Origin of the sequence: Streptomyces lothianensis (assembly GCF_047779955.1) — a bacterium.
Lineage (GTDB): Bacteria > Actinomycetota > Actinomycetes > Streptomycetales > Streptomycetaceae > Streptomyces.
The window spans coordinates 1-19,853 of record NZ_JBLMKT010000068.1 but is presented as its reverse complement, the minus strand read 5'-3'; the positions used below and the strand labels follow the sequence as shown (position 1 = coordinate 19,853).

Annotated in this window: 21 protein-coding genes and 4 pseudogenes; 12 read left to right on the top strand and 13 right to left on the bottom strand. The window is 70.1% G+C overall.

Annotated elements, in window-relative coordinates; genetic code table 11:
• Positions 1-9: 9 nt before the first annotated feature.
• Complete coding sequence (locus tag ACLF6P_RS23675) at positions 10-801, bottom strand: exodeoxyribonuclease III (protein ID WP_415952718.1); 792 nt, start codon at positions 799-801, stop codon at positions 10-12.
• 358 nt (positions 802-1,159) lie between these two features.
• Here ACLF6P_RS23675 and ACLF6P_RS23670 point away from each other — a divergent pair, with 358 nt between their 5' ends.
• From ACLF6P_RS23670 to ACLF6P_RS23630, 9 genes and pseudogenes are all read left to right on the top strand, one after another.
• A complete protein-coding gene (locus ACLF6P_RS23670; protein WP_415952716.1) occupies positions 1,160-1,486 on the top strand; it encodes a class I SAM-dependent methyltransferase in 327 nt (108 codons plus the stop codon).
• 8 nt (positions 1,487-1,494) lie between these two features.
• Positions 1,495-1,917, top strand: coding sequence for a hypothetical protein (locus ACLF6P_RS23665; RefSeq protein ID WP_415952714.1), 423 nt, complete (start codon positions 1,495-1,497; stop codon positions 1,915-1,917).
• A 40-nt stretch (positions 1,918-1,957) separates the two neighbouring features.
• Positions 1,958-2,188: pseudogene (locus tag ACLF6P_RS23660) on the top strand (IS256 family transposase); the annotation flags it as partial.
• Between the two features lie 46 nt (positions 2,189-2,234).
• Complete coding sequence (locus ACLF6P_RS23655; protein WP_415952712.1) at positions 2,235-2,609, top strand: YybH family protein; 375 nt, start codon at positions 2,235-2,237, stop codon at positions 2,607-2,609.
• 310 nt (positions 2,610-2,919) lie between these two features.
• Positions 2,920-4,089, top strand: coding sequence for an RNA-guided endonuclease InsQ/TnpB family protein (locus tag ACLF6P_RS23650; RefSeq protein WP_415952710.1), 1,170 nt, complete (start codon positions 2,920-2,922; stop codon positions 4,087-4,089).
• Between the two features lie 117 nt (positions 4,090-4,206).
• On the top strand, positions 4,207-4,689 hold the full coding sequence (locus ACLF6P_RS23645) for a GNAT family N-acetyltransferase (protein ID WP_415952708.1): 483 nt from the start codon (positions 4,207-4,209) through the stop codon (positions 4,687-4,689).
• Positions 4,690-4,844: 155 nt separating this feature from the next.
• Positions 4,845-6,353 (top strand): flavin-containing monooxygenase, encoded by a 1,509-nt coding sequence (locus ACLF6P_RS23640; RefSeq protein WP_415952706.1) that lies wholly within the window; start codon positions 4,845-4,847, stop codon positions 6,351-6,353.
• Positions 6,354-6,486: 133 nt separating this feature from the next.
• On the top strand, positions 6,487-7,455 hold the full coding sequence (locus ACLF6P_RS23635; RefSeq protein ID WP_415952704.1) for an AurF N-oxygenase family protein: 969 nt from the start codon (positions 6,487-6,489) through the stop codon (positions 7,453-7,455).
• A gap of 82 nt (positions 7,456-7,537) precedes the next feature.
• Complete coding sequence (locus ACLF6P_RS23630; RefSeq protein WP_415952702.1) at positions 7,538-9,163, top strand: FAD-dependent oxidoreductase; 1,626 nt, start codon at positions 7,538-7,540, stop codon at positions 9,161-9,163.
• Between the two features lie 137 nt (positions 9,164-9,300).
• On the opposite strand, the gene ACLF6P_RS23625 is transcribed toward ACLF6P_RS23630, so the two are convergent.
• The 4 genes and pseudogenes from ACLF6P_RS23625 to ACLF6P_RS23610 form a co-directional block, all read right to left on the bottom strand.
• Positions 9,301-9,999 carry a TetR/AcrR family transcriptional regulator gene (locus ACLF6P_RS23625; RefSeq protein WP_415952700.1) on the bottom strand — a complete coding sequence of 233 codons (699 nt, stop codon included), beginning with the start codon at positions 9,997-9,999 and terminating at the stop codon, positions 9,301-9,303.
• A gap of 48 nt (positions 10,000-10,047) precedes the next feature.
• Positions 10,048-10,281, bottom strand: a pseudogene (locus ACLF6P_RS23620) (PIG-L family deacetylase); the annotation flags it as partial.
• Positions 10,282-10,469: 188 nt separating this feature from the next.
• Positions 10,470-11,004 (bottom strand): annotated as a pseudogene (locus ACLF6P_RS23615) (PIG-L family deacetylase); the annotation flags it as partial.
• 45 nt (positions 11,005-11,049) lie between these two features.
• Positions 11,050-11,958 (bottom strand): SCP2 sterol-binding domain-containing protein, encoded by a 909-nt coding sequence (locus ACLF6P_RS23610; protein WP_415952698.1) that lies wholly within the window; start codon positions 11,956-11,958, stop codon positions 11,050-11,052.
• A 47-nt stretch (positions 11,959-12,005) separates the two neighbouring features.
• On the opposite strand from ACLF6P_RS23610, the gene ACLF6P_RS23605 reads away from it, so the two are divergent.
• Positions 12,006-12,806: a TetR/AcrR family transcriptional regulator gene (locus tag ACLF6P_RS23605; protein WP_415952696.1), complete on the top strand. Its 801-nt coding sequence runs from the start codon at positions 12,006-12,008 to the stop codon at positions 12,804-12,806.
• 24 nt (positions 12,807-12,830) lie between these two features.
• Here the strand turns inward: ACLF6P_RS23605 and ACLF6P_RS23600 are convergent, their stop codons facing one another.
• Together ACLF6P_RS23600 and ACLF6P_RS23595 are read right to left on the bottom strand one after the other, a co-directional pair.
• On the bottom strand, positions 12,831-13,385 hold the full coding sequence (locus ACLF6P_RS23600; RefSeq protein ID WP_415952695.1) for a hypothetical protein: 555 nt from the start codon (positions 13,383-13,385) through the stop codon (positions 12,831-12,833).
• Positions 13,386-13,510: 125 nt separating this feature from the next.
• Complete coding sequence (locus ACLF6P_RS23595; protein ID WP_415952693.1) at positions 13,511-14,344, bottom strand: hypothetical protein; 834 nt, start codon at positions 14,342-14,344, stop codon at positions 13,511-13,513.
• 64 nt (positions 14,345-14,408) lie between these two features.
• Here ACLF6P_RS23595 and ACLF6P_RS23590 point away from each other — a divergent pair, with 64 nt between their 5' ends.
• Positions 14,409-14,600 carry a hypothetical protein gene (locus ACLF6P_RS23590; RefSeq protein ID WP_415952691.1) on the top strand — a complete coding sequence of 64 codons (192 nt, stop codon included), beginning with the start codon at positions 14,409-14,411 and terminating at the stop codon, positions 14,598-14,600.
• Positions 14,601-14,793: 193 nt separating this feature from the next.
• Here ACLF6P_RS23590 and ACLF6P_RS23585 read toward each other — a convergent pair whose 3' ends face one another.
• The 4 genes and pseudogenes from ACLF6P_RS23585 to ACLF6P_RS23570 form a co-directional block, all read right to left on the bottom strand.
• Positions 14,794-15,834: a mechanosensitive ion channel family protein gene (locus ACLF6P_RS23585; protein WP_415952689.1), complete on the bottom strand. Its 1,041-nt coding sequence runs from the start codon at positions 15,832-15,834 to the stop codon at positions 14,794-14,796.
• Positions 15,835-15,909: 75 nt separating this feature from the next.
• On the bottom strand, positions 15,910-16,047 hold the full coding sequence (locus ACLF6P_RS23580; RefSeq protein WP_415952688.1) for a hypothetical protein: 138 nt from the start codon (positions 16,045-16,047) through the stop codon (positions 15,910-15,912).
• A pseudogene (locus tag ACLF6P_RS23575) lies at positions 16,044-16,458 on the bottom strand (MarR family winged helix-turn-helix transcriptional regulator); the annotation flags it as partial. The gene ACLF6P_RS23580 and the pseudogene ACLF6P_RS23575, both read right to left, overlap by 4 nt.
• Before the next feature lie 24 nt (positions 16,459-16,482).
• The gene (locus ACLF6P_RS23570; protein ID WP_415952686.1) at positions 16,483-17,331 is read right to left on the bottom strand and encodes a LysR family transcriptional regulator; all 849 of its coding nucleotides are present in this window, start codon (positions 17,329-17,331) and stop codon (positions 16,483-16,485) included.
• A gap of 238 nt (positions 17,332-17,569) precedes the next feature.
• Between ACLF6P_RS23570 and ACLF6P_RS23565 the strand changes: the two genes are divergently transcribed.
• Positions 17,570-18,451, top strand: a complete 882-nt coding sequence (locus tag ACLF6P_RS23565) for a hypothetical protein (protein ID WP_415952684.1) — start codon at positions 17,570-17,572, stop codon at positions 18,449-18,451.
• Positions 18,452-18,889: 438 nt separating this feature from the next.
• Here the strand turns inward: ACLF6P_RS23565 and ACLF6P_RS23560 are convergent, their stop codons facing one another.
• A complete protein-coding gene (locus tag ACLF6P_RS23560; RefSeq protein WP_415952683.1) occupies positions 18,890-19,294 on the bottom strand; it encodes a hypothetical protein in 405 nt (134 codons plus the stop codon).
• 36 nt (positions 19,295-19,330) lie between these two features.
• Positions 19,331-19,756 carry a DUF4259 domain-containing protein gene (locus tag ACLF6P_RS23555; protein WP_415952682.1) on the bottom strand — a complete coding sequence of 142 codons (426 nt, stop codon included), beginning with the start codon at positions 19,754-19,756 and terminating at the stop codon, positions 19,331-19,333.
• Positions 19,757-19,853 lie beyond the last annotated feature (97 nt).

Here is a 19,853-nt window from a genome sequence, read left to right as displayed (position 1 = left end):
GGCGGCGGGTCACCGATCGAAGACGACCGTCACCGGCGCGTGGTCCGACCACCGCTCGTCGTGGCTCGCGGCCCGCTCCACGTACGCCTTGACCGCCTTCTCCGCCAGCCCCGGACTCGCGACGGCGAGGTCGATGCGCCAGCCCGTGTCGTTGTCGAAGGCCCGGCCCCGGTACGTCCACCACGAGTACGGGCCCTCCGCCTCCGGGTGCAGCGCGCGGACCACGTCCACGTACTCCTCGTAGACGGTGCCGAGCCACTCCCGCTCCTCCGGCAGGAAGCCCGCGTTCTTCTTGTTGGAGCGCCAGTTCTTGAGGTCGGTCTCCTGGTGCGCGATGTTCCAGTCGCCGCAGACCAGGACCTCGCGTCCGTCGCGGGCGGCGCGCTCGCGCAGGGCCGTCAGATACGTGCGGAACTCCGCCATGAAGCGGTACTTCTCGTCCTGCCGCTCGGTGCCGACCTGCCCCGAGGGCAGGTACAGGCTGGCGACCGTGAGCCCCGGCAGGTCGATCTCCAGGTAGCGGCCGCTCGCGTCGAACTCCTGCGAGCCGAAGCCGGTCCGTACGCGTTCGGGCGCGCGCCGCGAGTAGACGGCGACGCCTGCACGGCCCTTGGCGACGGACGGCGTGAGGTGTACGTGCCAGCCTTCCGGGTCGCGGACCTCCGCGGGGATCTGCTCGGCCTCCGCCCGCACCTCCTGCAGGCAGACGACATCGGCGTCGGTCTGCGCGAGCCACTCGGTGAAGCCCTTCCTGGCGGCGGCGCGGATCCCATTCACGTTCACGGAGGTCACAGTCAGCAAATCAATCTCCTGGTCAGAGGCAGGCCAGAAACGCTACTGGATGGAGGGGCGCCACTGAATCCGGCACCCACGGATCGGGCTTCCGTAACGAGTCGATCTCACCTCGTTCGCACTACGACAGCGCCCCGTGTGCGGCCGATCAGGGCTGCACACGGGGGCGCCGTGGCACTTGTGGGATCAGACCTGAAGGTCGCCGACCTTGACCGATCACACGAAACGCGCCCCGGGTGAACGACCGCCGTGTCGATGAGGCCACCGACTAGCGCAAGCGGTTCCCCTAAGACGTCGTTCCCTTTGGTGTCGCTGCGATGCAGAGGCGTTCTTGTCTGGGTGTGATCCCTGCATGAGGATCGGTCCCGTGAAGCGTGTCTATGACGATGAGCGACTGGCTTGCGCCTACGAGCGTGGCAACGAGATGCCCGAGGCGTCGCTGCGGGCCTGGGTCGAGTTGATCGCTGGCTATGCGCAGCGGCCGTCGCCGTCCATCGTTGAGATCGGCTCGGGAACGGGCGTCTTCTCGGCGGCGATGGCTCGCTGGATCGAGGGAAGTGAGGTGGTGGCCCTCGACGCGTCCGAGGTGATGCTCGCCGAGGCCCGACGGCATCATCCGCATCCCGCGGTGCGGTATCTGCCGGGGGAGGCGGAGGCGGTGCCGCCTCCGGGGGTGCCTTCGACCTGGCCTTGATGTCCCGCGTGATCCATCACGTCCCTGACCGCGTACGAGCGGCCCGGGAGCTGGTCCGCGTGCTGCGCGTCGGCGGGAGAGTGGTCGTTCGCACCACGTTCCGCGAACGGCTGGATGCGCTGGTGTACGACTACTGGCCGCAGCTCCGGGCGATCGATGAGCGACGCCTTCCGGGCGAAGGGGAGATGGTCGCCGACTTCATGTCTGCCGGGTTCACCTTGGACGAGACCTTTGCCCAGCCGGTCGCAGCGAGCCTGGCGGAGTACCACGCCCGGCTGGTCAGCCGGCCACAGTCGAAGTTCACTCATCTCACTTACGGTGAGTTCCATCGGGGCGTTGTCCGCCTGGAGACCGCAGCCCGGAGCGAAGCACTGGACGAGCCCCTTCCAGTCCTCGAACGCTACGACGTAGCCGTGTTCTCCCGCTCATGACAGTCACTTCGTTGCCTCAAGCGGCCATCGCCGATGAGGACTGCGGCTATGCCGACCGATCGAGTCGACCTTCAGCTCGGTGAAACTTCGGACCAAGGTCACCCGCGGCGCCGGCAGCCCGCCGCGCTGGCCATGGTCTTCAAGCTCGTCGAGTCCGCCCAGGAGTGATGGCGAGCGGTGACCGCGACCCCACCTCGTCGCCCTGATCCGCTCCGGTGCCACGTTCGAGAACGGCATCCTGGTCGAGCAAGAACACACCCTGGCGGCATGACCGCCCGCCGCCCTTGTCACGCCGCGGAAAAAGGAAGAACCCGCCCATGCCCGAACCTGCCGCCTCGCTCACGGATTTCATCCGCACCTACGAGCAGGTCACCAACAGCCACGACGTCACCCGGCTCGTCCCGCTGATCGCCCCCGAGGCCGTCTACTGGTTCTCCGACGGATCACACACCGGCCGCGACGCCGTCCTCTCCGCCATCGCCGAGACCTTCGCCACCATCCGCGACGAGATCTACCAGATCAAGGACCTGGAGTGGATCGCCCACGGCGATGACCACGCGGTTTGCCGCTACCGGTTCACCTGGACCGGAACCATCGACGGCCAGCCTCGGTCAGGAAGCGGCCGCGGCACCAACGTTCTCGTCAACAGCGCCGGATCCTGGCAGATGCTTCACGAGCACCTCAGCACATGACCACGCGTCAGCACCGATCCACAAGTATTGACAACTGCTCGCCGCCGCTGCCGGTAGACGCTTGCGAAGCACCCGCAGAACTGCCCGGCGGAGCCCAGGCGGATGCGAACACGCGTGCCAGGGATCGCTGGTTGGAGCGGTGACCGTGCGATGGGGGATGCGCGTCTTGAATTCGTACTTATGGTCGCGTCAAGGGATTCGGGGGCGGCTGTAGCGCGACCTGGGACGAGTGAGGGGGGTGAGGTTTGTGGCGGAGACGGAGGTGGTGACGGATGGGACAGGACATTCCCGTTGGACGCTTAGGCTGCGGGTGTCATCGACCGCGCTCGCCGCGCTGCGCAGCGAGTGGGACCGGTGCCGGTGGGTGTGGAACGAGCGTGTCGCCAAGTCGAAGCAGGTGCACGCCCGCAATCAGGCCCGGCCCGATGGCACTGACCTGGAGATGTGCGGTCCGGCGCGGCTGGACCGGATGCTGACCCAGGCGCGGGCTGTCACACCGTGGTTGCGGGCGGGCAGTTCGGTGCCGCAGCAGCAGATCATCCGCGACTTCGGCAAGTCCAGGGCGAAGGCCCTGAAGGACATCCAGGAGCGGCTTCCGCAGCGCCTGCGGGCCGGTATGCCGGGCTGGAAGACCAAACGCGAGGCGCTGCCGAGCCTGAACTACACCCGACGCGGATTCCAGGTGAGGGACGGCCGTCTGCGCCTCGCAGGCGGCATCGTGTTGGGCGTGGTGTGGTCGCGGGAGCTGCCCGCCGCCCCGTCCAGCGTGCGCGTGTACCAGGACACTTTGGGGCACTGGTATGCGAGCTTCGTGGTTCCCGCCGACGTGAACCCGCTGCCGGAGACCGGCCAGGCGCTCGGCGTCGACTGGGGCGTGCGGGAGATCGCGACCACCACCTCCGACGCCCACGACCTCCCCCACCCGCAGCACGGCAGGAAGGCCCAGCACAAACTGCGCCGGCACGACCGGATGATGGCCCGCCGCAAACCCAAGAAGGGCAAGGCCGGATCAAAGGGCTACCGGCAGGCGAGGAAGCGCCGGGCCAAGACCTACGCGAAGATCGCGCGGCAGCGTCAGGACACCGCCCGCAAATGGGCCAAGAAGGCCGTGACCGATCACGACGCGATCGCCGTGGAGGACTTCAAGCCGAAGTTTCTGGCGAAGTCGACGATGGCCCGCAAGGCCGCCGATGCGGCCATCGGCAGCACCAAACGGGCCCTGCTGGAAATGGCCCGCAAGCACGGCCGGATCGTGCACCTGGTGCACCCGGCCCACACCACCATGGACTGCGCACGGTGCGGAGCGAGAACCAAGCACGCCCTCCCGCTGTCCCAACGCACCTACACCTGCACCGCGTGCAGAACCGTCTCTCCCAGAGACAAGAACTCCGCCCGCGTGATGCTCGTCCGGGCTGGTCTCAACCCGGCTGGTACCGACGGCACAAGACCCCCGGGAGCGCTGCTCCCGGAGGCAGCCTGAGCCAGAAATCCCCCTGCACCAGCAGGCGGAGGATTCAAAGTCAGCACGTCGGCACGATACCGGCAGACTGGATGCCCCATACAACCCGACAGAGCGAACAGACAAACGGTGACACAGATGAACATTCGGCCCGCGCGCTACGACCACCCGGACGCGATCAAGCTCAACGACCAGGTGCAGCTCGAGTACGTGGAGCGCTACGGGGAGGACGAGGGCGATGTCACCCCGCTGGACGCCGGGATGTTCGTACCGCCGCAGGGGCTGTATCTCATGGCCTACGACGACGAGGGCCGCCCCCTCGCGACGGGCGGCTGGCGCACCCAGGACGCGAACGACGAGGGCTACTCGGACGGGGACGCCGAGCTGAAGCGGATGTACGTGGTGCGCGAGGCGCGCGGTCTGGGGCTGGCGCGGCGGATCCTCGCGCTCCTGGAGGAGGACGCGCGCGGGCGCGGGCGGACGCGGATGGTGCTGGAGACGGGGACGGAGCAGCCCGAGGCGATCGCGCTGTATGTCTCCAGCGGCTATGAGCCGTGCGCGAAGTTCGGGCACTACCGCTTCCACCCGGCCAGCCGCTGCTATGCCAAGCCGCTGGTGTAGCCCAGCCCGCAGCCGAATCGCCGTCGCGGCCGGGCCACTCGCGCACCCGAGCCACCCTCGCAAACGTGATCCAGATCACGTTACCAACGGTATCTGAAACAGTGTGTCGCAGGTAAATTGCCGGTATCCACAAGCGAGCGTGAGGACCCTCCGCGATGGAGCAGCAGCACGTCGACGTCCTGGTCATCGGCGCCGGAATATCCGGCATCAGCGCCGCCTGGCACGTCCTCCGTGAGAACCCGGCCACCGAACTCGTCGTGCTCGAGCGCCGCGCCCGGGTCGGCGGGACCTGGGACCTCTTCCGGTATCCGGGCATCCGCTCGGACTCCGACATGTCCACGTTCGGTTTCGGTTTCCGTCCCTGGCGCGGCTCGCGCATCCTCGCGGGCGGCGACGAGATCCGTGACTACGTGGAGGCGGCCGCCGCGGAAGACGGCATCCTGGAGCGCACCCGCTTCGGCCGCCGCGCGGTCAGCGCCGACTTCTCGTACGCCACCGGCCGCTGGAGCGTCGAGGTCGTCGACGAGGTCACGGGCGAGCACGAGTCGTACAGCGCGGGCCACCTCATCGGCGCGACCGGCTACTACGACTACGACACCCCGTACCGCCCCGAGTTCCCGGGCGAGGCGGACTTCCAGGGCCAGGTGGTGCATCCGCAGCACTGGCCGGAGGATCTCGACCACAGCGGCAAGCGCGTCGTCGTCATCGGTTCCGGCGCCACCGCGATCACGCTGCTGCCGGCGATGGCGGAGCGGGCCGCGCACATCACCATGCTGCAGCGCTCCCCCACGTACATCCTGGCGCTGCCCGAGGTCGACCCGCTGACGGCCGTGCTGCAGAAGCTGCGTGCGCCCGCCCGGCTCACCCACCGGATCGCCCGCAGCCGCAACATCGCGCTGCAGCGCGGCAGTTACGCCTTCTGCCGCAAGTATCCGCGCCTGGCCCGCAAGGTGCTGCTCGGTCTCGTACGGGCGCGGGCGGGCAGGAACATCGACATGCGGCACTTCACACCGCGGTACAAGCCCTGGGACCAGCGCCTTTGCATCGTGCCCGGCGGTGATCTGTTCAAGGTGCTCAAGAGCGGCAAGGCCTCCGTCGCCACCGACCACATCGAGACCTTCACCGCCGACGGCATCCGCCTGAAGTCCGGCGAGGAGCTGAAGGCCGATCTGGTGATCACCGCGACCGGTCTGAGCGTGCGGCTGATGGGCGGGATGAGCGTCAGCGTCGACGGCGAACCGGTCGACATCACCAGCCGTGTCCTCTACAAGGCCGTGATGCTGGAGGGCGTACCGAACATGTCGCTGGTCATCGGCTACACCAACGCCTCCTGGACCCTGAAGGCCGATCTCGCGGCGGCGTACACCGCCCGGCTGCTCGGGCACATGCGGCGAGGCGGGCACGACATCGCCACCCCGGTGGCCTCCGACAGCGACCGCTCCGAGTTCTCCGTCATGGGCGAGGCGCTGACCTCCGGCTACATCGCCCGCGCGAACCAGGCCATGCCGCGCCAGGGCGCCCGGGATCCGTGGCGGCTGTGGAACAACTACTACCGCGACCGCGCGATGCTCCAGGAGGCGGCGATCGACGATGCGCCGCTGCGGTTCGAGAAGGCGGGGGTCCGGAAGGCGGGGGTCCGGAAGGCGGGGGCGTACGTCCCGTAGGTGGACAGACCCCTCCCTCCCGGGGGGCCGAGCCCTTTTCAAGGCTACCGGCCACCACTGACAATCCCCCGCGCAATCCCCCGCGATCACCCGTTCCGCCCGCGTACACACCCTCCGAGAACCGAGGACGAAGATGACCGCGAACCTGACCAGAAAGGTCTACGACGAGCGTCTGCGGACCCTGTCCGAGGGCTCCGTGAACGTCAACTTCAACGCCTTCACCGACATCAAGTGGGACGACCCGGAGTTCGCCGTCGACCTGAAGGACCCGCGCTGGGTGCTCACTTCGGCGGATGCCCTGGGCGCGCACCCCTGGTACCAGGAGCAGCCCCTCGACGTGCAGATCCGGATCGGGATCTGGCGCTGGGCGGTGATCGCCAAGGTGGGGATGCAGTTCGAGAACCTGCTGATGCGCGGGGCCCTCGACTACGTCTACCAACTCGGCAACCGGGACGAGGAGTTCCGGTATCTCACGCATGAGATCACCGAGGAGACCCACCACACCCAGATGTTCCAGGAGCTGGTGAACCGCACGGGCGTGGACACCGCGGGCGGCAAGCGCTGGTTCCGGCAGCTCAGCCGGGTGCTTCCGCTGGCCGGGTCGCTGTACCCGGAGGCGTTCTTCACCGGCATCCTGGCCGGCGAGGAACCCATCGACCACCTGCAGAAGAGCGCCCTGCGCAGCGGTGAGCCGGTGCATCCGCTGCCGCAGCGGATCATGCAGATCCATATCGCCGAGGAAGCCCGGCACATCTCCTTCGCCCACGAGTTCCTGCGGCTGCGCGTGCCGCGCTTCGGCAAGGTGCGCCGCGGCACACTGTCGCTCCTCTTCCCGGTGATCATGCGGGTCCTCTGCGACGTGATCATGATCCCCGACAAGAAGTCCGCCGCGCAGGTCGGCATCCCCGCCTGGGTGCTCAAGGACGTCTTCTGGAAGTCGGAGGACGGCCGCAGGATGCTCCACAACCTGTTCTCCGACGTGCGGATGCTCGCCGAGGACATCGGTCTGATGAACAAGGCCTCGCGTCCGCTGTGGCGGGCGCTGCGCATCGACGGCCGCCCGGCCCGCTTCCGCGGCGAACCGGTCCCGCAGACCGACTAGGGCGCCTTCCGGCCCCAGGGCTGTCCGGCGGATCATGCCGGGCACCCCACGCCCCACCCTTCGCGAACGGAGAACGCCCACCGTGCCGTACGTCGTCACCCGCTCCTGCTGCGCCGACGCCTCCTGCGTCCTCGCCTGCCCGGTCAACTGCATCCACCCCGCACCGGGCGAGCCGGGTTTCGGCACCGCCGAGATGCTGTACGTCGACCCGCGCACGTGCGTGGACTGCGGCGCCTGCACGACGGCCTGCCCGGTGGACGCGCTCAAGCCGCATACGGCGCTGGGCGAGGCGGAGCTGCCGTTCCTGGAGCTCAACGCCCGCTACTACGAGGAGAATCCGCACGCCGACCGTACGCCGATGTACGTCGTGCCCAAGCAGCGCACGCTGCCGGCGGGCGAGCTGTCGGTGGCCGTGGTCGGCGCCGGACCGGCCGGCCTCTTCGCCGCGGACGAACTCCTGCGCCACCCGGGCGTACGGGTCACGGTGTACGACCGGCTGCCGACACCGTACGGACTCGTACGGGCCGGGGTGGCGCCCGACCACCAGGACACGAAACAGGTAACCGAACTGTTCCGGGCCATCGAATCGCAGCCCGGCTTCGGCTACCGCCTCGGGGTCCAGGTCGGCACCGACGTCACCCACGAAACGCTGCTGCGCGAGCACCACGCGGTCCTGTACGCCGTGGGCGCCGCGACCGGGCGGCGCCTCGGCATCGAGGGCGAGGACCTGCCCGGCAGCGTCTGCGCGACCGACTTCGTCGCCTGGTACAACGGCCATCCCGACCACGCGCAGGACGCGTACGCCCTCGACACCGAACGTGCGGTGGTCGTCGGCAACGGCAACGTGGCGCTCGACGTGGCCCGTATCCTCACCGCCGATCCCGAGGCCCTGGCCCGTACCGACATCTCCGACCGCGCGCTCGCCGCGCTGCGGGCGAGCAGGGTCCGCGAGGTCGTGCTGCTCGGCCGCCGCGGCCCCGCACAGGCGGCGTTCACGATGCCCGAACTGCTCGCGCTCGCCGCCCTCCAGGACGTGGACGTGACGGTCGAGGGCTGGCCCGCGGACCTCGCGGACGACGCCACCGACAAGACCCGGCTGCTCGCCGAGCTGGCCGCCCGCGCCCCGGGCGAGGGCCGCCGCCGTATCGTGCTGCGCTTCCTGACCAGCCCACTGCGGCTGGTCGGCGAGGACGCCGTTCGGGCCCTGGAGGTCACGCCCACCGTCCTGCACACCGACGAGGACGGCACCGTACGCGCCCGCCCGGAAGGCGCGCCGCAGACGCTGGAGTCCGGGCTCGTGCTGAGCTCCGTCGGCTACCGGGCGCGGCCCGTTCCCGGGCTGCCCTTCGACGAGGACACCGCCACCGTCCCGCACGAACGCGGACGCGTGCAGCCCGGCGTGTACGTCGCGGGCTGGGTCAAGCGCGGGCCGAGCGGCTTCATCGGCACGAACAAGACCTGCGCCCAGGAGACCGTCGAGTCCCTCCTGGACGACTTCACGGCCGGTCGCCTCACCGGACCCGAGCCCGGCACCGAGGCGCCCGTCCGCGGGCTCGGCCTGGACGCCTGGCGCGCGATCGACGCGGCGGAGCGGGCGGCGGGCGCGGCGCAGGACCGTCCCCGGGTGAAGCTCACGGACGGCGCGGCGCTGCACGGGGCCGCGGCGGCGGTGGACGCCGGGCAGGTCGCGGCGGCGGTACGGGGCTGACGGCTGGCGCTGGCCCTGGCACGGGCACTGGCACTGGCACTGGCACGGGCACTGGCTTGAGGGGCGTTGTCAGTGGGGGCCGGTAGCCTTGAAAAGGGCTCGGCCCCCAGGGCGGGCGGGGACTGTCCAGCGCACGGTCAACGCCCCTGTGCCCGCTCCAGATCCGACACCAACTGCTGCGGCGAGACCACCACTCCCAGATCCCGCAGCGTCGCGTCGAGCACCGCCCAGACCGAGCGGCACAGCACCTCGCGCAGTTCCTCCTCGGAGACCTCGGGCGCCGGATCGTGCACCCACTGGTTGACGGCGGTGTCCACGAAGCCGACGATGCCGACCGCGACCGAACGGATCGGCGCCTTCGGCACCCCGGCGGCCGCGAGAATGTCCTCGAAGCGCTCGCCCAGCATCATCGCGATCGCCGTCTTGGTGTCCGCGACCAGCGATCCGTCGCCCATCGCGTGCTCACCGACGCCCATGTACGCGTACAGCCGCGGATGCTGCGCCACCCAGTCCAGATGCGCCCCCACCACACGGCGTACGGACTCCTCGACCGTACCCTCGAAGCTGAGCGTGGGCTGCATGCGCCGCAGGAACGACTCCGCGACGCGCCGCCGGATCATCTCCTCAAGACCGGCGCGGTCCTTGAAGTGCCGGTAGAGCACGGAACGCGGCAGGCCCACGCGCTCGGCCAGCCGCTGCACGCGAAAGCCCGCGCCCTCCTCCTCGATGAGCGCGACCGCCGCGTCCACCAGTTCGACCTGCCGCTGCGCCTTGTGCTCGTCCCAGCGGGTGGAACGCCCGTCGACCGGCGGCCCACCACCCCTTCTGTCCGCCATCAGCCCAGGATATCGGCTGCGCACGCTGGAGATCCGCGGCCGGAACGCTCAGCGCAGTCCGGCGAAGAGGTCGTCCTCGGGGACGGGGGCACCGGTGGTGTCCCGGACCCGCAGGAAGGTCTCGACGCCCATCCACTCGGTGAACTTCTCCTGGCCCATCCCCAGGAAGAAGATGTTCTCGCCCTGGCTGGCGTGCGCGGCCAGCGCTTCGAACTTCTGCGCGCCGAAGGCGGTGGTGTCCACCCAGGTGGTGATCTCCTCGTCGGGGAGCCCGATCCCGGCGAGCACATCGCCGACGTCGGGCTCGGCGGACCCGGCACCCGCGGCGGGCTCGGCGGACCCGGCACCCGCGACGGGTTCGGCAGACCCGGCACCCGCGGCGGGCTGCTCCGCGGGCCCGGCGCCCTCGACGGACCCCGCGGCCTGTGCCCCGTCCCCCTGTTCGCCCGACGCCGCACGCACGGCCTCCGCGAGCCGCCCCATCATCGAGCGGGGCGCCGTCGTCCAGTACACCTTCGGTGTCAGCCCGGTCATCTCCAGCGCCGCCATCGTGACGCGGTTGGCCTGGATGTGGTCGGGATGGCCGTAGAAGCCGTTCTCGTCGTAGGTGACGACGACATCGGGCCGGTGGTGCCGGATCAGTTCCGCGAGCCGGGCGGCGGCCTCGGCCACCGGCGTACGCCAGAAGGATCCGGGGGCGTCGTTGGACGGCCAGCCCATCATTCCGGAGTCGGCATAGTCGAGCGTCTCCAGCTGACCGATCTTCAGAATCTCGCAGCTCGCCCGGAGTTCATCCATCCGCATCGCGGCGACGGCCGCCGGGTCGTGCCCGGGGTCGCCCGGCTTCACGCCTCCCGGCCCGTCACCGCAGCCGCCGTCCGTACAGGTCACGAGCACCGTGCGTACGCCCTCGGCGGCGTACCGCGCGAGGACGCCTCCCGTCCCGGTCGCCTCGTCGTCGGGGTGGGCGTGCACCGCCATGAGCGTCAGGGGCCGGTCCTGCATGAATCACACACTCCTCGTGTACGGACGGTGAACCCGTGGGACGGATCAGGGCGCGCGGAACAACGCACCGAACCTCACCGCGGGCGCCGGATCCGGGTTCGGGTCCGGGTCCGGGTGAGGACCCTGGTTCGGATCCCTTCCCTCGCTCAACTCCGGCGCCCGCACCTCGAATTCCCCTCGCTCCACCGCGGCCGCGGGGTCCTCCCGCCCCAGGACGATGCGCAGAAACGTCGCCGGCTCGGCGTCGAGCACCCAGTCGGGCCGCTCCAGCGGCCCCGGCCGCACATCGATCCGGCCGCCGTCGATGCTCACCCCGAGCGCGGCGCCGCCCCGCAGGTGTACGGAATAGCGTGCGGTGAGCCCGTCCGCCGCGTCGCTGACGAAGATCAGGGGAAGGGCGTGGCGGACGAACGGCAGCGCCGCCTCCACGCGTTCCCGGTCGACCCCGTGCGGCGCGTCCACGGCACCGGCGATGTCGAAGCAGTGCCCGAGCATGTGGGTGAGGAAGTACGAGCCCATGGTGGGCAGGTCCATCTCCCCCATGGGCGTACGCCTGCGTTCCTCCGGGGAGCGGACGGATGCCGCGCCGATGAACGCCTCCGACTGCTCCACGATCATCTCGGCGAGGGGTTCCGCCCGCCGTTCGGGCCACAGGGCGAGGGCCTGCTCGTTGGCCTCGGCGATGCTCGCGGGGGTTCCGTCACCGTGCGTATGCGGCTGCCCCGCGGCGACTTCCGCGAAGAACCAGTTGGACTGCGCCAGGTGCGCGGCGGTCTCGCCGAGTGTCCACTTCAGACCGGGAACGATCCCGTCGGTGTCGGCCACGGGCCGCAGCATGGCGGCGATGTCGGTGGCGGTGCCGCGTATCGCGCGGGCGAGCCCGTCGGTCAGTACGGCTGTCGGCTCTGCGTGCTGTTCCTGTTCGGGGTACGGCTTGACCACAACACCCTCCATAACACGGTTATGGATGTTGATAACAATGTTATGGCAAGCTGTCAAGCATGACCGAACGCAACTCCCCCACGAAACAACGCCTCTTGGACGAGGCGATCCGCCTGCTCGACACACACGGTCCGGAAGCCCTGCAGGCGCGGAAGGTCACCGCGGCCGCCTGCACCTCGACCATGGCCGTGTACACGCACTTCGGCGGGATGCGTGAACTCGTGGACGAGATCGCGGTCGAAGGCTTCCGGCTGCTGACCGATGCCCTGGCCTCGGTGGAGCCCGGCGAGGACCCCGTCGCCGACCTCGCCGCCCTCGCCCTGGCCTACCGCTCACGGGCCCTGGCCGCTCCCCACCTGTACCGCTTGATGTTCGGACTCACCGCCACCGGCGGCTACCGGCTCCCCGGCACCGACCTCACCAGCCCGTCCGCCCGCACCGACGCCTCCGACCGTACGGGCACCTCCGCCCGCACCGACGCCTCCGACCGTACGGGCGCCTCCGCCGACACCGGCGCCTCTGCCCCCACCACCGAACCCTTCATCGGCCAGGAGGCCTTCGCCCACCTCGTCGAAGCCACCCGCCGGGCGATCGAGGCGGGCCGGTTCCGCGACGAGGACCCCACCCACACCGCGGCCCAGCTGTGGAGCGCGCTGCACGGCTACGTCCTCCTGGAGATGTCCGGCTACTTCGGCGAACCCGACAGCGCGGTCGAACCCATCCTGATCCCCCTGCTGAGCGGCCTCGTCATCGGCCTCGGCGACACACCCGCGCACGCCGAAACCTCGGCGGCCGGCTTCAGGACAGCCTCCGGGCAGCCGGAACAGCCCGTCGCGCGCCACCCCCGGCACGGCTCGTAGGGCCCCGTAGGCCCGGTCCGCAGCTCACTTCCAGACCGCGAAGGCCTGGTCCTCGCTGCTTCGCAGCAGGCCGCCCTTGACCCACTCGACCTTGTCGGGTGCACCGGAGCCCGGCTCGGCGAGGTAGATCGAACACGCCTCGTAGCTCTCGCCCGCCGGGGCCTTCTCGAATGCGGCGGAGTCGTGTTCGTCGAGGCACTTGTCGAACTTCGGCGCCTCCTCGTAGCGCAGCTGTCCGTCCTCGCCCACGACCGGCTTGGGCAAGGCGCTCATGATGTTCAGCCGGGTCAGCCGGTCCCCGTCCGCCATGACGTCGAAGGAGGGGCCTTCCACGTCGCCGGATTCGGACTTGGTCACCCGGAAGCGGACGTAGTACGGCGTCCGGTCCCGGTACTTGTCGGCGTCCTCGAGCACGGACAGATCACCGGGGGTCCCGGCGTCAACGCGCACCACCGTGACCTCCAGGTTGTCCTTCTCCGCCGTGTCGCCGTAGGACAGTTCCTCGGTTCCCGAGCATCCGACCAGCACGAAGGCGAGGACGCCGGCGGCAAGGGCCGCGGATGCGGTGCGCGCGTTCAAGATTCCCCCTGGATGGTCATGTCCACTTGGTCATGTGGAGCCACATGCACGGACGTTGACCACTGCCTCGGTGGTTCCGGGCACAACGCCGGCCGCCGCTGCCCCACTGCCCGCGTGGAGGGGGCTCACCGCCACCACGCCTCGCGTACCCGGGCGGTGCCCACGAGCGTGCACCCGGCCCCGTTGGACACCTCGCCGGTGTCGAGGTTCCAGCCCACGACGCCGTTGCCCTTGCGGGCCAGTTCGATCAGGCGCTCGTCCGAGGTCTCGGTGCCGTTCTGCACCTGGCAGCTCAGGACCGGGGCCCAGGAACGCCCGTTCAGCGCGGAGCCCAGGAACAGCGCGGGCAGCACCGCCACCGTGAGACCGAGAGCGACCCACTGCTCGGCGGCGGCCGCCCGTCGCAGCCAGGGCGCAGGACGGTAACCGGAATCGTGCCCGGCACGACCGTCCCCCTTGCCTTCGCCGTCCCCGCCCCGGCGGCCGTGGCTGTGGCCGTGGCCGTGGCCACGCCGACCGGTGCGGTACTCGACGACGACACCCTGCCGCAGCGCCCATGCGGCGAGCCCCGTGCCGAGCCCCCACCACGGCCCGTAGAGACACGCGGTGATCACACCGAAGGACAGAGGATTGACGAGGGTCAGCGCCGCGCGCCGCGCACGCCCCGCCGGGCCGCTGCCGGACGGCACGGCGCCGCGTGCCGCGAACAGGATGAACACCAGACGGGAGACCACGACGGCGAGGACCGACCCGAGCGGCGGATCGGTGAGCACCATGCCGATCAGGATGTCCGGCCAGTTCGCCGGCTCCAGAGCGACGAGCACCTGGTACAGAACGGACCCGCCGCCCACGGTGTAGGCGACCTTCACCACCGGGACGGCCAGCGCCATGGCCAGCAGCACGGTGTGCCCGGGGCCTCCCTTGCGATCGATCGAACCAGCGGCCACCACATCGGACATGGCCCTCACTGAAGCACAGCTCCCGCCGCCGACACGGCCGACAACACGGCCGACAACCCGCCCGGTGTACGGTCCCGCCGTCACCGAAGCCGCGATCGACGCCACGGAGGCCGACGCCATGGAGACCGACGCCATGACCGCCGCGTTCCTCGGCGCCTTCGACAACACCGACGGCAGGCCCGCGGACGTGGACCGGAACCGGCGGCTGATGGTGCCCGGGGACGTCATCAGCAAGACGGCGCACGACCGGCCGTGAGCCGTACGACCGCGGAGCTCCTGGACACCGGGGCGGCGCGGCGCTCAGCGGAAGGCGTCGGCGTCGCGGGCCGCCAAGTGTGCGAAGGAGCGCGGGGGCCGGGCCGAGGACGCGCTCGATGTCCGGGCTGACGCGCCCTCGGGCCGCGGGCGGCCGTGTCCGCATGCGGCGTACGTGGACACGGCCATGCAGGTCAGGGCCGGGGCGGCGCGGTGGTGACGTCCTCACTGCGCGGCATGTCGGCGTCGCTCCGGCGACCGCCTTCGTCTTCGTGCCGCAGCCATACGGTGCGCTGCTGGAACGGGATCTCGACGCCGGCCGCGTCCAGGTTCTCCTTGGTCCGGCGGCGCAGCTCGCGCGTGATGCCCCACTGCTTCAGCGGCTGAGTCTTCACGGCCATCCGCACCACCACGGCATCGGCGTCCAGCGACTGCACGCCCCAGATGGAGGGTTCCTCGAGCAGCAGCGGCCCCTGCTGCTCGTCCTTGACCAGCTCGCGGCCGGTGCGCTCCAGCACCTCGTACACCGTGTCCAGGTTGGAGTCGTAGGCCACGCCGACGTCCAGGACGGCGCGCGCCCAGTCCTGGCTGTCGTTCTTCACCCGCCGGATCTCGCCGTTGCGGATGTGCCACAGGCCGCCGTGCAGGTCGCGGACCTGGGTGATCCGCAGCCCGACGTGCTCGACCTCGCCGACCGCCTCGCCGAGGTCCACGAAGTCCCCGACGCCGTACTGGTCCTCGATCATGATCAGCAGTCCGGACAGGTAGTCGGCGACCAGGCTCTGCGCGCCGAAACCGATGGCCAGACCCACCACTCCGGCACTGGCCAGCAGCGGTCCCAGGGCGATACCGATCTCCCCCAGCACCATCGCGAGGGCCACCACGGAGATGACCACGGACACGATGCTGCTCAGGACCGTCCTGATGGTCGCGGCACGCTGCTCGCGGCGCTCACTCGCCCGGCCGTTGTCCCGCTGCAGCACCGCGGGCCCGCGGCCGTTGCGGCGCGAGCCGCCGCCCTCGGCGGCCGTGCCCTGGAGCACACCCTGGACGACGCGGGCGATCGCTCGCCTGGCGAGGGCGCGGACGACGACGGCGCCCGCGATGATGAGGACCACGCTGACGGTGCTGCTGATGATCGATTCGGCGTTGTCCCGGAGCCAGCCCGGCGCCTCCAGCGCCATCAGGCGGGTACTGCTGGGTGCGGGTGCGAACGCGGGTGCGGGCGCTATCACGGGAGGACTCCACTCCGCCGGCATCGGGCCGGGTTGGTCGGGTCCGCAGAACGTAGTTCGCCCCGGCTCCGGCGGTCAAAGCCGCCGCTCGACGAAAGCGGACGGGCGCCCGGTGCCGGTACCGGTACCGGTGCCGGTACCGGTGTCGGTGCCGGTGCCGGTGTCGGTGTCGGTGCCGGTGCCGGTGTCGGTGTCGGTACCCCCGGCGATCACTTCGCTTCGCGGTGGGTGCGCCCTCGGACGTCGGTCAGCAGTTTGCCCAGGAGCGCGGTCAGCTCGGACCGTTCGCGCTCCGACAGGCAGCTCACGAGCGCGGCCTCACGGCCGAGGACGGTGTCGACGGATCGTTCGACGAGTCGACGTGACCCTCAGCTGTCAGTTCCACCAGCACGGTGCGCCGCCCGGCGGTCCCGGGTCTCCGCCGTACGAGCCCGTCCCGTTCCGCCCGGGCGACGCGCTGGGAGATCGCGCCCGCGGTCACCAGGTCCGCCGGGCGAGTTCGCGGGTGCTCAGGGTGCAGGGCGAGCCGGAGCGGCGGATGACGGAGAGCAGATCGAGGGTGGCCGCGTCGATCCCGGCTTCGCGAAGCGCACGGTTGCGGTCGTCGGTGAAGAGCTTCGCCAGCCCTCAGGTCGGCTCACCGGCGTCTCAGCCGCGGTACGCCGCTGTCGCGATGTCGGCGAACGACCGGACCAGCGGGTTGGTGTCGCCTTCGTTCCACGCCACCACCACCCGGCTCGGCGGCAGGTCGGTCAGCGGCACCGCGACCAGTTCCGCGGGCAGTTCGTGCCCGAGTGGGGCCATGCCGACCGTGCCGTTCCACAGCACGGCCTGCAGGCATTCCTGGACGACGCGCACCACCGGGCCCTCGCGCGGTTCACCGCCGTTCCAGTACGACTGCCAGACCGGATCGGTTCCCCGCGGAAACTGGAACCACCGCCGGTCGCCCAGGTCTGCCGACCGCAGTCGGCCTCGGCCGGCCAGCGGATCGTCGGCGCGCAGGACCACGCCCACCGGATCACTGCGCAGTTCCCGTACCGTCAGTGCGGTCTCGTCGAACGGTGCCCGGGTGAGGGCGACATCGACGAGTCCGGCGCGCAGCCCGCAGGTCGGGTCGGTCAGGTCGGTGTCACGGATACGGATGTCGACGCCGGGGTGGCTTCGGCGGTAGGCGGCGGCCAGCCTGGTCACTCCCGGATCCGTTCCGTCGCCGAGAATGCCGACGCGCACGGTCGCGACACCGGTCGCCGCGGCCACCCGCACACGGAGCCGGTCGGCCTGGCCGAGCAGGGCCCGCGCTTCGTCGAGCAGCACCGCGCCCGCCGGGGTGAGCGTGACACCAGTCGGCGAGCGAGCGAACAGCAGGGCGCCGAACTCGGCCCCCAGCCGCTTGATCGCCCGGCTCAGCGGAGGCTGGCTCATATGGAGCCGGGTCGCGGCCCGGCTCGCATACCAAGATCGCTTACCAAGACGGTGGAGATCGTTTCCCGGATACACTCCCCGGATGCCTTTGACACGCTTGGACAGGGTCGATGAAGGTGCAGCGCTCGCTCTGGCAGGTGCGAATGTCCAGCTGTACACGGCCGGTGGTGCGAAGGTCGCCCTCGGGGCCGCGGCAACCGTGATCGTGAGCGGTGCCCACGATGAGCCGGCGGTCAGCGGCGTATGGGATGAGAGGGAGTTCCGACTCCACGGGCCGGCCCCTGCCGCGATCGTTTCGCGTCTGACAGGCCCGATGCCGTTCACCCCGGCGGAGCCGGAGCACGGGCTGCCCATCCACCTGTTCGTCCGCCTCGACGGCGACTGTGTCTATGTGGGTGTCGTGCAGCCCGGGGGGTGCGAGTGGACCGAGGATGAGCTCGTCCAGTGTGAGCTGTGGATCGAGCCTCCGCTGAGCAGTGAGGTGCTGGAGAGGGTGCGTCCGCGGAGCGAGCCGCCCGCTCTTCCGGGCCTGGATTGGCTGCAGTACGTGAACGCGGACCGAGTGAAGGCTCTGGAGCTCTTCGTCACGGACTGGTACCCCGCTGCTGAGGCGCCTCGGCCCGCAAGCGAGGTACCCGTGCCAGTGCCGCACGCGCTGGCCGAGTTCTACCGACTGGCCCGCGAACGCCCCGCGATCCTGGGGTGCCAGAACAGGATTCTGCCTCAACCGGAGCAGTCCGCCGGATCCGGCGGAGAGCACACAGTCATCGGCGTCGAGAACCAGGGAGGCTTCCACTGGTCGGTCCTCCGGCCGGCCGACTCCGCCGAGAGTGATCCGGCCGTTTGGGTCACTGTGGGCGGTCGCTCGCAGCCCCGCGCCGAGCACGAGTCGCTGAGCGGATTCCTGCTCCAGTTCTCCCTTCACGAGGCCGCGATGAGCGCCCCCTACTGGGCCACCATCGACCACATGCCGCGTGGCCTCGTCACGGAGTTGAGGAGCATGCTCCGCCCGGTGCCGCTGAAGCCGTTTCTCTCACCTGTCAGCCCCATGAGCTTCTTGGTGGCGCCCGGCCTGGTCGCCCACATCCACGAACTCGGCGATGACGAGGTCTCCGTCTGGATCAGCGCCATCCATCGCAGCGCGCTGACGCCCCTCGGCGGGCTGCCTCTGCCCTGGCGCTCATTCGCCGGCTGATCTTTGTGATCGTTCCCCGCCCTCGGACCTCGGTGTCAGTGGCCGGGGCTACGGCACCGACAGGATCTCGGAAGGGTGAGCCACCGCCGCACACGCCGCGGCCAAGCCCACCGTAGGTACCCCACCACCGGGCGAGGAGACTGGCAGGGGCGTGGCTTGCCGGGGAGGACATCTGCTCGGGGAAGACCTCCCCGGATTCCCATGGGCGGAATTCGCTGTCGCTCGAATCCAGCGAGTCGAGCAGCAGCGGCCACAGGCCGGAGCGTGGATGTTCGGCGTACATCCGTGTCCACAGCTCGGCCGTGGCCGGCCCGTCGCTGAGCCACAGGGGCTGGATGTCTCCGTCGCCTTCATCGGACGTGACCATCCGACCGGGCGGAAGGCCCCATCGGGTCTCGCGGTGCATGGGGCGGATGCTGGCGCTGTGACCGGGAGTTATCACTGAGCTGGTCCCATCACTCGATCGCGGAACTGCTGGAAGGCGTGCCAGCCCGTCGTCTGACCAGGCGTGATCAGGTCCCCTTCGGCGCAGTCGAGCGCCTTGCACCGCAGAGCCTCGGCAAGACGGAGGATGGGCGTCAGTACGCCGTCGCCGGAGCCCCGGATGTGGAGCATGACGGAGTCGACCGGGTCCTGTGAGCCGATGTTGAGCTCGATGGACCACGTGGGGCCGGTAAGTTCACCCCACTCGGGGTCCGAGAGATCGGCATCGGGAACGGCCTGGGTGACGGCCGCGAGTACGTCGTCTCGCCGGCCGAGTGGGTCCGGGGTGTAGTCGGCGGGGATCTCCTGCGCCGAGGTGATGTCGTCGGGCAGGCGTAGGAGGATCACGTCCCAGCTCATGGCGGCCTTCCGGGTTCGAGTGGCGGTTGCGGCGGGTCAGTGCAGGCTGCGCTGGTCTTCCGGCGGCTTGGGCAGGAGCACGCTCTGCAGGCGGCGAACGGTCGCACGCCAGGGTCCGCCGTCCGATTGCGCCCATAGGTCCATCAGCTCGGACGGCTCGGTCATGACCCGGTCGAGGGCGTGCAGGGCAAGGTCCCGTAGACCGGTGAGATCAGGAAGGCGCTCTTCCGGCCCATAGGCCGGATCGGCCGGCTCTCCCCCAGGGCATTGCGCGGCAACGAGGGCAGCCCCAGCCACGGCTTGCTCGGACTCGGGTGCTTCCAGATAGCCCGCGGTATCGATCACACGGCTGAGGACGCTTCGAATCAGGTCCGTGCGCTCGCCTGCGGCTGCCTCATCGAGTTCGCCGCAGAAGTCCGCTGCGGTGTCGTTGTCGAAGGGGCCGACGTCCCAAGTACCCATGCTTTCCCCCGATCACGATGTTGACCGGAGCATCCTGACAGAGGGCACTGACATTTAGCTTTGCCCGTAGCTCTCCGGGATCTTCGGGGGCTGCGTA